The sequence below is a fragment of the Streptococcus sp. ELY_86 genome (genome assembly GCF_058314495.1).
Genome location: NZ_JBZFUK010000002.1, coordinates 165990 through 181339, shown reverse-complemented (window position 1 = coordinate 181339; position 15350 = coordinate 165990). Strand labels below are relative to the sequence as shown.

At 44.7% G+C, this 15350-nt stretch carries 11 protein-coding genes; 9 read left to right on the top strand and 2 right to left on the bottom strand.

From position 1 onward, the window contains the following. Positions 1-13: 13 nt before the first annotated feature. Positions 14-1924, top strand: coding sequence for an ABC-F family ATP-binding cassette domain-containing protein (locus AC4HAN_RS03885; RefSeq protein WP_491091286.1), 1911 nt, complete (start codon positions 14-16; stop codon positions 1922-1924). A gap of 214 nt (positions 1925-2138) precedes the next feature. Here AC4HAN_RS03885 and gatD read toward each other — a convergent pair whose 3' ends face one another. Both gatD and murT read right to left on the bottom strand, forming a co-directional pair. Beyond that, positions 2139-2927, bottom strand: coding sequence for a lipid II isoglutaminyl synthase subunit GatD (gene gatD / locus AC4HAN_RS03880; RefSeq protein ID WP_491091285.1), 789 nt, complete (start codon positions 2925-2927; stop codon positions 2139-2141). Further along, a complete protein-coding gene (gene murT, locus AC4HAN_RS03875) occupies positions 2927-4270 on the bottom strand; it encodes a lipid II isoglutaminyl synthase subunit MurT (protein WP_491091284.1) in 1344 nt (447 codons plus the stop codon). Before murT ends, gatD begins: the two co-directional genes overlap by 1 nt. 109 nt (positions 4271-4379) lie before the next feature. Here murT and cdaA point away from each other — a divergent pair, with 109 nt between their 5' ends. From cdaA to AC4HAN_RS03835, 8 genes are all read left to right on the top strand, one after another. After that, positions 4380-5234, top strand: coding sequence for a diadenylate cyclase CdaA (gene cdaA / locus AC4HAN_RS03870; RefSeq protein WP_491091283.1), 855 nt, complete (start codon positions 4380-4382; stop codon positions 5232-5234). Then, entirely contained in the window at positions 5227-6183 is a 957-nt protein-coding gene (locus AC4HAN_RS03865; RefSeq protein ID WP_491091282.1) for a CdaR family protein, read from the top strand. Before cdaA ends, AC4HAN_RS03865 begins: the two co-directional genes overlap by 8 nt. Before the next feature lie 52 nt (positions 6184-6235). Next, complete coding sequence (gene glmM, locus AC4HAN_RS03860) at positions 6236-7585, top strand: phosphoglucosamine mutase (protein ID WP_491091281.1); 1350 nt, start codon at positions 6236-6238, stop codon at positions 7583-7585. Positions 7586-7758: 173 nt separating this feature from the next. Beyond that, positions 7759-10335 carry an ATP-dependent Clp protease ATP-binding subunit gene (locus AC4HAN_RS03855; RefSeq protein ID WP_491091280.1) on the top strand — a complete coding sequence of 859 codons (2577 nt, stop codon included), beginning with the start codon at positions 7759-7761 and terminating at the stop codon, positions 10333-10335. A gap of 235 nt (positions 10336-10570) precedes the next feature. Next, positions 10571-11908, top strand: coding sequence for a dihydrolipoyl dehydrogenase (lpdA, locus tag AC4HAN_RS03850; protein ID WP_491091279.1), 1338 nt, complete (start codon positions 10571-10573; stop codon positions 11906-11908). Between the two features lie 26 nt (positions 11909-11934). Further along, a complete protein-coding gene (locus AC4HAN_RS03845; protein WP_491091278.1) occupies positions 11935-13008 on the top strand; it encodes a thiamine pyrophosphate-dependent dehydrogenase E1 component subunit alpha in 1074 nt (357 codons plus the stop codon). A gap of 16 nt (positions 13009-13024) precedes the next feature. Beyond that, positions 13025-14056: an alpha-ketoacid dehydrogenase subunit beta gene (locus AC4HAN_RS03840; protein WP_491091277.1), complete on the top strand. Its 1032-nt coding sequence runs from the start codon at positions 13025-13027 to the stop codon at positions 14054-14056. A 13-nt stretch (positions 14057-14069) separates the two neighbouring features. Then, the gene (locus tag AC4HAN_RS03835; protein ID WP_491091276.1) at positions 14070-15314 is read left to right on the top strand and encodes a dihydrolipoamide acetyltransferase family protein; all 1245 of its coding nucleotides are present in this window, start codon (positions 14070-14072) and stop codon (positions 15312-15314) included. The last annotated feature ends 36 nt before the right edge of the window (positions 15315-15350 follow it).

The window sequence follows — 15350 nt, the reverse complement described above, 5'->3', positions numbered from 1 at the left end:
ATAAAATAGACCTATGATTATTTTACAAGGAAACAAGATTGAGCGCTCTTTTGCCGGTGATGTGCTCTTTGATAATATCACTATTCAGGTGGACGAGCGTGACCGCATTGCGCTTGTCGGCCGCAACGGTGCAGGAAAGTCCACCCTTTTAAAAATATTGGTAGGAGAAGAAGCGGCAAGCTCTGGAAGCGTTGATAAAAAGAAGGGCTTGTCCTTGTCATATTTGGCACAGGACAGCCGTTTTGATTCGGAAAAGACCATTTTTGATGAAATGCTCCACGTTTTTGATAATCTGCGTCAGGATGAAAAGCGGCTGCGCCAGCTGGAATTGAAAATGGGAGAGCTGACAGGCTCTGCATTGGAAGATCTTATGCAGACTTATGATAAGCTGTCTGAAGATTTCAGAATCCGAGGCGGTTTTACTTACGAGAGTGATATTCGTACTATTTTAAATGCTTTCCAATTTGATGAGTCCATGTGGCAAATGAAAATTTCAGATTTGTCAGGCGGTCAGAATACACGTTTGGCCCTAGCCAAGATGCTTTTGGAAAAGCCTGAACTTCTGGTTCTGGATGAGCCGACCAATCATCTGGATATTGAAACCATCGCCTGGCTGGAAAATTATCTGGCCCATTATCAGGGGGCGCTGATTATTGTCAGCCACGACCGTTATTTCTTGGACAAAACGGCAACCGTGACGCTTGATTTAACTAAGCATTCGCTGGATCGTTATGTGGGCAATTATTCCAGTTTCATGGAACAAAAAGCTCAGAAACTGTTGGCTGAGGAAAAGCTGTTTGAAAAGCAGCAAAAAGAGATTGCCAAATTAGAAGATTTTGTTCAGCGCAATATTGTCCGTGCGTCAACGACCAAGCGTGCACAGTCGCGGCGTAAGCAGCTGGAAAAAATGGAGCGCCTGGACAAACCCGACAGCAATGCTAAAAAAGCGCATATGACTTTTAAAGCGAGCAAGCCTTCCGGCAGGGAAGTTCTAAAAGTTACCGATGGAGCGATTGGCTATGAGGGTGAGATTTTGTCTGCTCCTATTAATATGGAAGTCAGCAAGTATGACGCCATAGCTGTTGTCGGCCCTAACGGTATCGGCAAAACAACCCTGATAAAATCAATTCTTGGGACAGTTCCTCTTATTAAGGGCGACATCAAATATGGTGCTAATGTTCTGCTGGGTTATTACGACCAGACGCAGTCCAATCTGACAGATCGCAATACCGTCTTAGAAGAACTTTGGTCTGCGTTTCCGACAAGTCCGGAAGCAGACATCAGAAACCGCTTGGGAGCTTTTCTGTTTTCCGGTGATGATGTTCAAAAGACGGTCTCTATGCTGTCGGGCGGCGAAAAGGCCCGCCTGCTGCTGGCTAGATTATCCATGGAAGACAATAATTTCTTGGTTTTGGACGAACCGACCAACCATCTGGATATTGACAGCAAGGAAGTTCTTGAAAATGCTCTGATTGATTTTGACGGCACCCTGGTCTTTGTCAGTCATGACCGCTATTTCATCAACCGAGTGGCAACTAAGATTTTGGAAATTTCAAAAAACGGCTCTAAACTTTATCTGGGAGATTATGATTATTATTTAGAAAAGAAATCAGAAGAAGCAGCCAGGGCTGAAGAGCAAGCACCGGCATCATCTTCAGCATCCGCTGCCGCCCAAGACTACCACAGCCAAAAGGCCGGTCAAAAAGAGTTAAGAAAAGTGCTCCGCCGGCTGGAAGAAGCAGAGAAAATGATAGAACAGCTTGAAAATCAGCAAAACACTGTCAGTGAACAGATGGCAGCAACTAACGATGCCAACCGGCTTATGGAACTGCAAAAAGAGATAGACCAGTTAGCGCTTCAGCAGGAGGAGCTTATGGAAGAGTGGGCAGAATTATCTGAAAAGGCAGAAGAGATCAGCAGTTAAAGAGCAGAAAATCTCCGCCGGCAAAAAAGATCGCCAGTTAAAAGTATGGGCTTGTGGCTACGGGAGTTTCTACCGTATTCAGCTCTAGCAAACTGAGTCCGTAAGAGCTCCGCTGCTTTTTGAACAGTCCAAAGACAAGCAATGGCATGAAAAAAGTGCAGTGAAATCAAATATTCCTAAGAGAAATTGATTTTGCTGCACTTTTTACTGTTTGCTAGTTCTCAAATTCTGCCTTGCTTTTGACATCACCGTATTCTTCGGCGACTTCAAGACTGAGAATGTCTTGATAGCTGGGCAGACTGATGTCTTGGCCGTATTTGTTTTTTAAAGCAGTAGTGACTAAGCGGTAGGCAAGATTGGCATTGCGTGAAAGCAAGGGACCGTGAAAGTAGGAACCGAAGATGTTTTTATAATGAACTCCTTCGGTTGCGTCTTCCTTATTATTGCCATTGCCGTAAATCACTTTGCCCAGAGGTTTTTCATCTTCAGCCAAAAATGTCCGGCCCTGATGATTTTCAAAACCATAATAGGTTTCATCGAATTCGTCGTTGTGGATTTTAATATCACCGATATAGCGGTTGTTATCCTGATTGAGCGTGTAATGCCCCATAACACCGATACCATCAATTTTTTTCCCATCAGCTTGGATGTAGTACTGCCCAAGCAGCTGAAATCCGCCGCAGATTGCCAGACCGACGCCGCCTTTGTCAATAAAGCGGCTGATGGCATCTTTTTTTCCGGGCAGGTCTCTGGCAACGATAGACTGTTCATAATCCTGTCCGCCGCCAAAGAAAATCATGTCATAGTCTTCTTCATTAAAGGGATCTTCCAGTGAGACAATATCAAAGGTCATTTGCGCTTTTAATTTTTCACCGACATATTTGAGCATCAGCACATTGCCGTTATCGCCGTATGTGTTGAGCAGATTGCCATAGAGATGGGCAACTCTGAGCTGATAGCGATAATCAGGCCTGTCAGGAGACTGCAAAGATGTATAAACCATTAGTTCATCTCCTTTCCGACAGCGTGTCTGCTTGCTAAGAGACTGCGAAATTCCAGCATAGCCGTATAGGTCGCAAGAATATAGGCATGGTCTGTTTCTTGCTGTTCAATCATGGTCATAATGTCCTCTAATTTTGGGGCCTGATGAATCTTTTCCTCGTCATATCCTGTTACCCGCAGGCGTCTGGCGATTTCTGAATGGCGGATACCGCCTGTGAAGATTTCAGGAATATCCATATCCAAGATGCTTTCAAAATTGGCATCCCAAATCCAGCTGGTATCAATGCCGTCAGCATAATTGGCATTGAGAAGCACAGACAAAGTGAAAGGATAAGGAGCCAATTTAATCATATCAAGCGCCTGGCTGGCACCGACAGGATTTTTGATGAGAATCAGCGTACAGGATTTATTGCCGATTTTGAAGGTTTCCTGGCGGCCAAAGACAGCGCGGCTCTTCTCAAAACCGGCCTTAATTTTTTCAGGTTCAACCCCGAAAAATTCGGCGACAGCAACAGCAGCCAGAGCATTGTAAATATTATAAAGGCCGCCGACATTAATCTTATAGCTGTGCTGATCAATGATGAATTCAGAAGCTGTATTGGTGATTTTAGTCAAATCCGTCAGGGCATAGTCCAGCTGGGGCCGCTTAAAGCCGCAGTTCTGGCAGCTATAATCCCCCAGATTAGCATAGGTATTGAAGTGGTACTGTAAGATATGCTGACAGTTGGGACAAAGAATACCTTCGGTATTGTAGTGAGCCAGCTCAGCATCGTGCTTGTCAATATCAAAGCCGTAGTAGCGCATAGGATTGACCGTTTTGACAGAATGAAAGAGCGGGCTGTCTCCGTTAGCCAAGATAACAGCTTCAGGGGCTTTAGCTGCACCGTCTAAAATCATCTGATACGTTGTATAGATTTCTCCGTAGCGGTCCATCTGGTCACGAAAGATGTTAGTGAAAACGAAAAGACTGGGTGTCAGGTATTCTGTAATCTTAGGGAGGCTGGCCTCGTCAATCTCCAAGACTGCAATCTTTTTACCGCTTTTGCTCTTTTTGGCTGTTAAAAAGGTCGCTGTGATGCCTGTAATCATATTGGCACCGCTGGGATTTGTCAGCACTTCGCCGTAGGCTTCCTTGAGGATACCGACTGTCAGGGCAGTGGTCAGGGTTTTGCCGTTGGTGCCGGTGACAACGACAATTTCATAATCCTTAGCCAAAGTATTTAAAATATCTTTATCGCATTGAAGGGCAATTTTCCCCGGTAAAGTGGAGCCGCGCCCTAATCTACTGAGAACAAAATGGGCTGTTTTGCCGGCAACAATGCCTAATTGTGTTTTAAGAGTCATAAGACCATTTTATCATAAAAAAAGAGTTTGAGATACAGAAAAATCGCTTGAAAAGTGATATAATGATAAAGCATGTATTGAGCTAGTTTTTACTAAAAGAGAGAGTTGTATGAATACTTTATTTGATGTTGATGCCAATTTTTGGACCAGTCTGTTTGACAGTCCGCTGAAAATTTTTATTCACGTCCTTGATATTGCCATTGTATCGTGGCTGATTTACAGATTTATCAAGGCTCTGGCCGGAACGAAGGTCATGGCTTTAGTCCAAGGGGTTGTCTTATTTGTCCTTTTTAAATTTATTGCAGAATTTCTGGGACTTACGACGATAGCTTTTTTGATGAATCAGGTGATTACTTACGGGGTCATCGCCGGTGTTATTATCTTTGCTCCGGAAATCCGCTCGGGGCTGGAACGTTTTGGCCGGACACCCCAGTCACTTATTCAAAGACAGCAGCTCAGCGATGAAGAAAAGCTGGTCAATGCGTTTGTCAAAGCTGTTGCTTATATGAGCCCGCGAAAGATTGGAGCCTTGGTAGCTGTTGAAGAGACGCAGACCCTGCAGGAATATATTGCGACGGGAATTCCCTTGGATGCAGATGTTTCAGGAGAGCTGCTGATTAATATTTTCATTCCCAATACGCCCTTGCATGATGGAGCTGTTATTGTTCAAGACAATAAGATTGCGGCTTCCTGTGCTTATCTGCCTCTTTCAGAGTCCAGCCATATTTCCAAGGAATTTGGGACAAGACACCGGGCGGCTATCGGACTTTCTGAAAACTCTGATGCCTTTACTTTTGTCGTTTCTGAGGAAACAGGAGCTATATCCATTGCTTATAAAGGCGATTTTGTCCACGACCTGTCTATCGATGCTTTTGAAGTTTTGCTGCGTGATCATTTTATCAAAGAAGAACCCAAGAAAAAGAATCGTCTGAAACAATTCTTCGGAGGTCAACATCATGTTTAAACGAATTTCTACCAAACGCCTCTGGCTGCCTCTTGTTTCAATCTTCTTTGCCATCTTGCTGTTTTTGACAGCAAGTTCTGTTAATTATAATTCAAGGAATAAAACAAACGGTCTCCTGCAGACATACAGTCATACCTTGGAAAACGTTCCTATTGATATCAAGTATGACAGCAATAAATACTTTATCAGCGGTTATTCTTATGATACAGAAGTCTACCTGACATCAACCAATCGCGTCAAATTAGACTCCGAAATCAACGGTGACACCAGACATTTTAAGGTAGTAGCTGATTTATCCAATGCCAGGGAAGGAACCAACAGAGTGCCTCTGGAGGTGAAAGATCTTCCGAGCGGCGTCAGTGCGGAATCTTCACCGACCACTATAACAGTGAATGTCGGCAAGAAAAAGACGAAGACCTTTAGAGTTGAAGGAAGGGTTACTGCTAATCAGATTGCAGACGGTTACAGACTGGCGAAAGTGTCAACCGGTGTATCTGAAGTAGAGGTAACCAGTGATGAAGCAACCATCAACCAAATTGATCATGTGGCGGCTATCCTGCCGGAGGAGCAGATCCTCTCAAAGGATTACAGCAGTATGGTAACCATGCAGGCAGTTTCTGAAAGCGGCAAAATTTTGCCAAGTATCATTAATCCAACGAAAACAGATTTGGATGTTGATGTGGAAGAGCTGTCAAAAACAGTTCCGATTGTTGTTGAGCTGACCGGTCAGCTAAATCATAATCTGTCTGATATTCGCTATGAACTGCAGACCAAAGAAGCTGTTATTTACGGCAAACAGGCAGAGCTGGATAAGACCTCTTTTATTAAGGTCAAAGTCAATATTTCCGATGTTACCAAGGATACGACCAAGACAGTCGGCCTGTCAGCCGGCGATCTTAAGATCAGTCCTAATAAAGTTGCGGTTAAGTTGACAGCTAAGAAAAAATAATATTATAATGACATTAGATTAAAGGGAGGAAGATGCCTAGCATCAAATAATTATGGGAAAATATTTTGGTACCGACGGTGTGCGCGGTGAAGCAAATGTTGAATTAACGCCGGAGTTAGCCTTTAAACTCGGCCGTTTTGGCGGCTATGTGCTCAGTCAGCACGAAAAAGAAAATCCAACTGTTTTTGTAGCGCGTGATACACGTATTTCAGGTCAGATGCTGGAAAGTGCTCTGGTTGCGGGTCTTTTATCAGCAGGTATTGAGGTCTATCAGCTGGGAGTTTTAGCAACACCCGGTGTGTCTTATTTGGTTCGCACCGAAAAAGCCAGTGCCGGTGTTATGATTTCGGCCAGCCACAATCCGGCCTTGGACAACGGCATTAAATTCTTTGGCAGCGATGGTTTTAAACTGGATGATGACCGCGAACTGGAAATCGAAGCACTTTTGGATGCGGAAGAAGACCGGCTCCCACGGCCAAGTGCTGCCGGTTTAGGAAGACTGATTGACTACCCTGAGGGTGTCCGCAAATATGAGAAATTCCTCGTTTCTACCGGTGTAGATTTGGAAGGAATGAAAGTCGCTATTGATGCCGCTAACGGTGCGGCTTCTTCATCTGCCCGTCAAGTATTCCTTGATTTAAATGCCGACATTGCGGTCATTGGTGATGATCCAGATGGCCTTAATATCAATGATGGCGTGGGCTCTACTCATCCTGAACAGCTTCAGGAGCTGGTTAAAGAATCCGGTTCGGCTGTTGGTCTTGCCTTTGACGGCGACAGTGACCGCCTTATTGCTGTTGATGAAAACGGCGAGATTGTTGATGGTGATAAGATTATGTACATTATCGGCAAGTACCTTTCTGAAAAAGGCAAACTGGCTAAGAACACGATTGTTACAACAGTAATGTCAAATATCGGTTTTCACAAGGCGCTGGATCGGGAAAACATTAATGAGGAAGTCACTGCAGTCGGCGACCGCTATGTGGTTGAGGAAATGCGCCGTTCCGGCTATAATCTGGGCGGTGAGCAGTCCGGTCATGTGATTATTATGGATTACAATACTACCGGAGACGGCCAGCTGACAGCTATCCAGCTGACCAAGGTCATGAAAGAAACCGGCAAATCACTGTCTGAATTAGCCGGCGAAGTAACGATTTACCCGCAAAAACTGGTTAATATTCGTGTTGAAAACGGCATGAAAGATAAAGCTATGGATGTGCCTTTAATTGCAAACGTAATTGAAAAGATGGAAACAGAAATGGCCGGCAACGGGCGTATTCTGGTTCGTCCGAGCGGAACAGAACCGCTTTTGCGTATCATGGCAGAGGCACCCAGTTCTGAAGAAGTTGATTACTATGTCGACACGATTGCCAAGGTTGTCGAAGCAGAAATTGGTATTTAAAACTTTGTACACGTCAACACTAAATGTAATTCATAGGAGTCAGAAATACCTTTATTTCTGCTCCTTTTTGTTTGCCGGTGTACTGTCTGAATCAATGCCAGAAAGCATAATTTGTGCTATACTAAAGTAAACTGGAAAATGTAAGCGTTTAATAAATGTGAAAGGGTGATTTTATGGCAGATAAAATGACTCAGCTGGTTGAGGATTCTTTGGCAGAGGCCAAAGAGCTGGCTGTTTCCCACCGTAATTATCAGGTGGATATTCCCCACTTATGGTCAGCTTTCGTACAGCCGGAGCAGTTTGGCTTTCAGTTTTACGAATCTGTAGGAATAAGCGGCCGTCAGCTGCTTAAAGTGATTGACCAAGAAGTTGCCAAAATCCCTGCTCTTTCAAGTACTGAAAAAAGCAGCTATGCGCGCCTGTACAGTCAGCGTCTGAAAAATCTCTTGGACGATGCCCAAGAAGAGATGACGGATTTAGGTGATCAGGTGGTGACTGCAGAACACCTCATTTTGGCGCTTTTTAACCAGCAGCGCAATCCAATCACCGTTTTTTTACTGGAGCATGGTCTAACCAAAGATAGGGTCTATCAAAAAATGAACAAGATGCGAAAAGGGAAGCCTGCTATCTCTTCCAGTCAGGAGGATGTCTATGACGCTTTGGAGAAATACGCTGCTAATCTTAATCAGCGTATTATTGATGGCCATGTGAATAAAATTATCGGCCGCCAGGATGAAATCAATGACATCATCCGGATTTTGTCACGGAAAACTAAAAACAATGCCGTTTTGGTAGGACATCCGGGTGTCGGTAAGACAGCTGTTATGGAAGGCTTTGTCCAGCGTTTGGTCAAAAATCAGGTTCCTAAAAATCTTCAAGGAAAATTGATTTACAGCCTTGATATGGGGGCACTGCTAGCAGGAACCAAATACAGAGGTGAATTTGAAGAGCGTTTCAAGGCTCTCTTAAATGAAGTTGTAGCTTCAGAAGGTAAAATTATTCTTTTTGTGGATGAGATCCACTCCATTGTCAGTGCCGGGCGGACAGAAGGCTCGGTTGATGCCGCCAGCATTTTAAAGCCGCTTCTGGCAAGAGGTGATATTCGGATTTTAGGATCAACGACCTATGCGGAATATCGGGAGAGCATTGAATATGACAAGGCTCTGGAAAGACGTTTTCAAAGGATTCTGATCCATGAACCGGATACAGAGCAGACCATGGACATTTTGAAGGGCCTGCAGCCGATCTATGAAAATTTTCACGGGGTCAGGCTTGCAGACGACACGCTCGAAGCAGCAGTATCACTGTCCAAACGTTACATTTCTGATCGTTTTTTGCCGGATAAGGCTTTGGATTTGATAGATGAAGCCTGTGCGGTCAAACAAATTGCTGCCAGAGCCTATCCTAAGCAAATCGATGATCTGTCCGTACAGATTGTTTCCCAGAAGATTCATCTCCTGCGCTTGGCGGATGCCGAAGAAACAGACCCGTTAACAGATCGTTTGGCAAAATTGGAAGATCAACAAAACGCTTTGTTGGCACAGTGGCAAAATGAGCGTCAGCTTTTGGATCAGGAACAGGACATTCATTTGAAACTGGCAGAATTGGAAGATCAAGCTGACCGTGCCTTAGAAAACAATCAGATTGCTGAGTACGTTGAGTTAAAAGACAGTAAAATTGCCAAGCAGCATCAGATTATCAAAGACTTGGAGCAGGAGCGCCTGTCTCAAACATCAATGATTGACATTTCAGTCACGAGAGAAGATATTGCGGCCATTGTTGAGCGCTTGACCGGTATTAAAGTACAAGGTGTTATGGAAAACGAGCGTGACCGACTCTTGCACTTAGAAGATTTGCTGCATGAAAAAATCATCGGCCAAAATCAGGCTGTTCAAAAGGTATCACAAGCTATTATTCGTTCGCGTGCCGGGATTCAAAATCCTAAACGGCCGATCGGCTCATTCCTTTTTCTTGGTCCGACAGGTGTCGGAAAGACTGCCTTAGCCAAGCGCTTGGCCGAAGTCCTTTTTGGCAGTGAACTTGAAATGGTGCGTCTGGACATGTCTGAATATATGGAAAAGCATGCCGTTGCCCGTTTGGTCGGACCGCCTCCGGGCTATGTCGGCTATGAGGAGGGCGGCCAGCTGACAGAAGCTGTCCGCCAGCGGCTGTATTCCATCGTTCTTCTTGATGAGATTGAAAAAGCTCATCCGGATGTTTTTAACACGCTTTTGCAGGTTCTTGATGAAGGCCGCTTGACTGATTCCAAGGGGCGGACCATTGACTTTAAAAATACGATTCTGATCATGACCAGCAATATCGGATCATCTAAGATCTTGCAGAGTCTGCATGACTATGGCCATCTGACTGATGACATTCGGCAAGAAGTTTTAGAGGAGTTAAATCATAGTTTCAGGCCTGAATTTCTCAATCGGATCGATGAGACCGTTGTCTTTAACGCACTCTCTGCAGAAAATATGATTGGTGTAGTTAAAGTCATGGTCGCTGATCTGCAGAAACGTCTCTTGGATAAGGCTGTCCATCTTGAGCTGACAGAAGCTGTCTATTCATTTTTGGCAGAAAAAGGATTTGATGTGGCCTTTGGTGCCCGTCCCATACAGAGAACAATCATGCAGGAACTGGAAAATCCGCTTGCTCTGCATATTATTAAGAACCAGACAGACTCTAAAAAAGACCTTTTTGCCAAGGTCTCGCTCAAAGATGGGAAGCTTTCCTTTAGCTTTTCTTAGTTTTTAATGTTTCACTAATTTTTTGATTTTTTGGAAAATAATTTATTGGGAAATCGCTTGATAAAACCACCTTAACCGGTGGTTTTTTCTTTTAAAAAATTATGATAAAAAATAAATTTCACAAACTTTTTTTGCTTGAAATTCCTTATGGAAAGTACTACAATCAAGTTATAGAAAGCGTTTTCAGCAACAGTATCTAATGCCCTTTGGTTTTAGGAGAAAGGAGCGTGATATTTTGGCTAAATACGATGTTTTAATTATTGGTGCCGGACCTGGCGGCTATGTGGCTGCTGAAGAAGCTGCCAGGCTTGGCAAAAAAGTTGCCGTTGTTGAAAAGAAGTCGATTGGCGGGTCATGTCTGAATGTTGGCTGTATTCCCTCGAAAGCCTATCTTCAGCACAGCCATTGGCTTTTGTCAATGAAAGAGGCCGCAAAGCACGGAATCTCAGCTAATCTTGAAGGCATTGACTTTGAAAAACTGGTCCATCGCAAAGATCAGGTTGTTTCTGCCCTGCAGGGCGGGATCCATGCAACTTTTAAAACACTGAAAATCGATTACTATGAAGGTGAGGCGATATTTGATAAGGATAAGACCTTTATTGTCAATGGCGAAAAAATTTCCGGAAAAGATGTTATTCTGGCAACTGGAAGCTATCCTTTTATCCCGCCCATTAAGGGGATTGACTCGGCAGCTTATCTGACAACAGATACCTTTTTCGATCTAAAGGTTCTGCCTGAGAAGTTTGTCATTATTGGCGGCGGCGTTATTGCTATTGAATTGGCTTTTGCCATGAAACCGCTGGGCGTGGACGTTACGGTTATTGAAGTAGCACCGCAAATTCTCTTAACAGAAGATGAAGCTGCCCGCAGCATTATCAGAAATAAGTTAAAGGCATTAGGAGTGCGTATTTTTGAAGGCGCAGTAATAAAAGAAGTAACAAAACAGGCGGTGGTCTTGGAAGACGGCGGTGCTCAGGAGTTTGACCAATTATTGGTGGCGACAGGACGAAAACCAAACACAAAACTGGCTCAGGAAATGGGTGTCGCTTTAACAGAGCGAGGATTCATCAAGGTTGATGACTACTATGAAACATCAATTCCCCATGTCTACGCTATTGGTGATCTGACAGAAAGTTATATGCTGGCTCATGTTGCCAGCATGGAAGGTATCAAGGCAGTCAAGGCTATTTGCCGAAAGGCAGAAGAGCCTGTTGATGCTTTAGGAGTGCCTCGTTCGCTTTATACAAGCCCGGAAGTAGCTTCTTTTGGACTCAGTGAAGAAGAAGCTAAAAAACAAGGCTACGATGTTCAGACTGAGCAGCTGCCGTTTTCTTTCAACGGCCGGGCTCTGGCAGCAGCTGAATCAGACGGATTTGTCAAAATCATTTCAGAAAGGAGGTACCACCAATTATTAGGAGCTGTTATTGTTGGCGAGCACGCAACAGATTTACTGCAGCAGCTGATTTTACTGAGGCAGGCAGAGGGAACCTTGGATCAAGTTGTTGACACTGTCTTTGCTCACCCAACTATTTCAGAACTGATACAGGAAGTTGCTAAACGAATTGTTCAGTAAAGACTTTAACATAGGAGGGAAGCAGAATGCCAAACTATAAAGATTTACCACAAGAATTAACGAGAACCAGAAGCAATACATCTGTTTCAGAACTTGTTGACCTGAAGGTTCATACAGCAACGGACATTGAAGCTGAGGAAGTTTCAAAAGAAAAGGCTAAGGCCATGTACAAGACCATGTGGGATATCCGGAATTTTGAAGAAAATGCCCGCCGCTTTTTTGCAGCAGGACAAATTCCGGGCTTTGTTCACCTTTATGCAGGTGAAGAAGCAGTTGCTACAGGGGTCTGTGCCAATCTGACAGACAAAGATTACATTACCAGTACTCACCGCGGTCACGGCCACTGTGTGGCTAAGGGCGGCGATCTGAAAGGCATGATGGCTGAAATTTTCGGTAAGGCGACCGGTCTTGGCAAAGGCAAGGGCGGCTCCATGCACATTGCGGACATCGATAAGGGCATTTTAGGTGCCAACGGCATGGTTGGCGGCGGTTTCGGCCTGGCAACCGGAGCAGCTATGCGCAACAAGTATCTCAAAACCGACAATGTCGCTGTCTGCTTTTTCGGTGACGGTGCTGCTAATGAAGGGCTGTTTCACGAATGCCTGAACATGGCGTCTATTTGGAAACTGCCTGTCATCTTTGTCAATGAAAACAATTTCTTTGCTGAATCAACACCTCAGTGGTATTCATCCGCATCTCCAACAATTGCTGAAAGAGCTCTGGCTTACGACATGCCGGGTATCCGGGTTAACGGTAAAGACCTCTTTGCTGTTTACCAAGTGGCTAAAGAAGCAGTTGAACGGGCTAGAAGAGGTGAAGGACCGACTCTTATCGAAGCTGTTACTTACCGTAATTACGGTCACTTTGAAGGTGATGAGCAAAAATACAAGGCACTTGAGGGTGAAGAAAAGGAATGGGCAGATGTTGATCCTTTGGAAGTCTTCCGCGATCATGTGATTGAACACGATTTGCTGACAGAAGAAGAATTGGATGAAATTCTGGAAGAATCCAAAAAAGATGTCGAAGAGGCTATTCAATACGCCCAAGACAGTCCGATTCCTGCTCCGGAATCCCTGCTTGAAGATGTATTTGCTGAGTAAATGAAGGAGGTTAGAAATGGCTAGAGAACTGTTATTTATGAAAGCAATTAACGAAGCGCTTGATATGGCAATGGCCAAAGATGACACAGTCGTTTTACTTGGTGAAGATATCGCAGGCGGTGTCGAAGTTAGACGTTTGGAAGAACAAAATGAAGAAGCTTGGGGCGGCGTTATGGGCGTTACGATGGGACTTATGCCTAAATACGGCCGTGACCGTGTCATTGACACTCCTCTTTCAGAACACGGCTACATGTCAGCAGCTGTCGGCATGGCTCTGACGGGCTTACGTCCGATTCCTGAGCTCATGTTCAATGATTTCCTGGGCTTTTGTTTTGATGCTCTTATCGGTCAAGGCTCTAAAGTACGCTACATGTTTGGCGGTAAGGCCAAGGTGCCTATGACTGTAAGAACCATGCACGGAGCAGGAGCTTCAGCAGCAGCTCAGCACTCAGGCACCTACTATGGTATTTTTGGTTCGATTCCGGGCCTTAAGGTTGTTGTTCCGGCAACACCTTATGATGCTAAAGGTCTCCTTCTTTCATCTATTGAGGACAACAACATTGTCATCTTTTCAGAAGACAAGACCCTCTATGGATTAAAAGGCGAAGTTCCGGAAGAATATTATACGGTTCCAATCGGAAAGGCTGCTGTTCGCCGCGAAGGCAGTGATTTGACTATTGTAACGATCGGCAAGATGCTCTATGTAGCCTATGAAGTGGCTGATCGCTTGGCACAAGATGGTATTTCTGTTGAAGTTATTGACTTGAGAACTGTTGCGCCTTGGGATCAGGAAACAGTCATCGAATCAGTTAAAAAGACCGGACGCTTGATTGTTGTGGATGAATCCAATCCGCATAACAACACCGCGACAGATATTGCTTCTGTGGTTAATGATAAAGCATTTGACTACTTAGACGGCCCAATCAAATGTGTCTGTGCACCAAATGTGCCGGTGCCATTTGCCACCAACCTTGAACAGCTATACATCCCTAATGCAGACCGTGTCATTGAAGAAGCAGCTGAATTAATTGATGACTTGAAGGCCTAGAAGGGGGGATAATATGGCAACAGAAATTGTGATGCCTAAATTAGGTTTAACGATGTCAGAAGGACTGATTAATCAGTGGCTCGTCAAAGAAGGCGACACCGTTGCTATGGGCGATCCTGTATTGGAAATCAGTTCTGAAAAATTAACAAGTGAAGTTGAAGCTCCGGCAGCCGGTGTCATTTTAAAGATTCTCAAAGACGAAGGGGAAACTGTCCCTTGCAAGCAAGTCATTGCCTGGGTAGGCCAAGAAGGTGAAGCTGTTCCCGATGCAGAAAGTACAGAGCCTGAACCGGATCTGACAGCAGAAGAAAGCAGCACTTCCTCAACCGCAGCTGAAGCGACAGAAGCAGCTCCGGCTGCGGTAGCTGTTAAGCACGAAGGCGGACGAATCTTTATTACACCTCTGGCACGTAAAATTGCTGCGGAAAAAGGTTTGGATATTTCCTCTATTAAAGGAACAGGCGGTAATGGCCGAATTACACGGCGGGATGTTGAAGCCTTTAATCCGGCAAGTGTTCCAGCTGCTCAGCCTGCCGCTGTCAAGGCAGCAGCTCCAGTGTCTGCTGAATACGGAGCTGGTTTGACAGGTATGCGCAAAGTTATCGCTGAGCGCATGATGAAGAGTCTGCAGACAGGTGCGCAGTTAACCATTCACCGTAAGGCAGATATAACATCTTTGCTGGCTTTCCGAAAAGATATCCAGTCTAAGGTTAAGGAACCGTTGGAAAACGGCGAAATCGGAATCACAACACTCTTAACCAAGGCAGTTACTAAAGCTTTGCGGGATCACCCAGAAGCTAATGCCTGGTATGCTGACGGACAGTACCAGCTGCAGTCGGAAATTCACATTGGTATAGCGACTGCTTTAAGCGATGGTTTAGTAGTGCCGGTTATCCATAATGCAGACAAGCGGACCTTGTCGGATTTGGGACGGACTATTAAAGAACAGGCAGCACAGGCCAGAAAGGGAACTTTAGATGCTTCACTTTATTCTGGCTCAACATTCAGTATCACCAGTCTTGGCGGTCAGGGCGTTGAATACTTTACCCCAATTTTGAACACGCCGGAAGTGGCTATCTTGGGTGTCGGTACTATTCAAAAAGCTCTTGCTTTAGATGAAGAAGGACAAGTAGTCGAAAAACAATACCTGCCGCTTAGCTTGACCTTTGACCATCAAGTTTTAGACGGTGCACCTGCTGCTGAATTCCTAGGAACAATTGTTTCCTACTTGGAAGATGCTTACAGCTTGATATTCTAAGCAACAAGGCTTAGAGCTGACAAATTAAAAGGGATC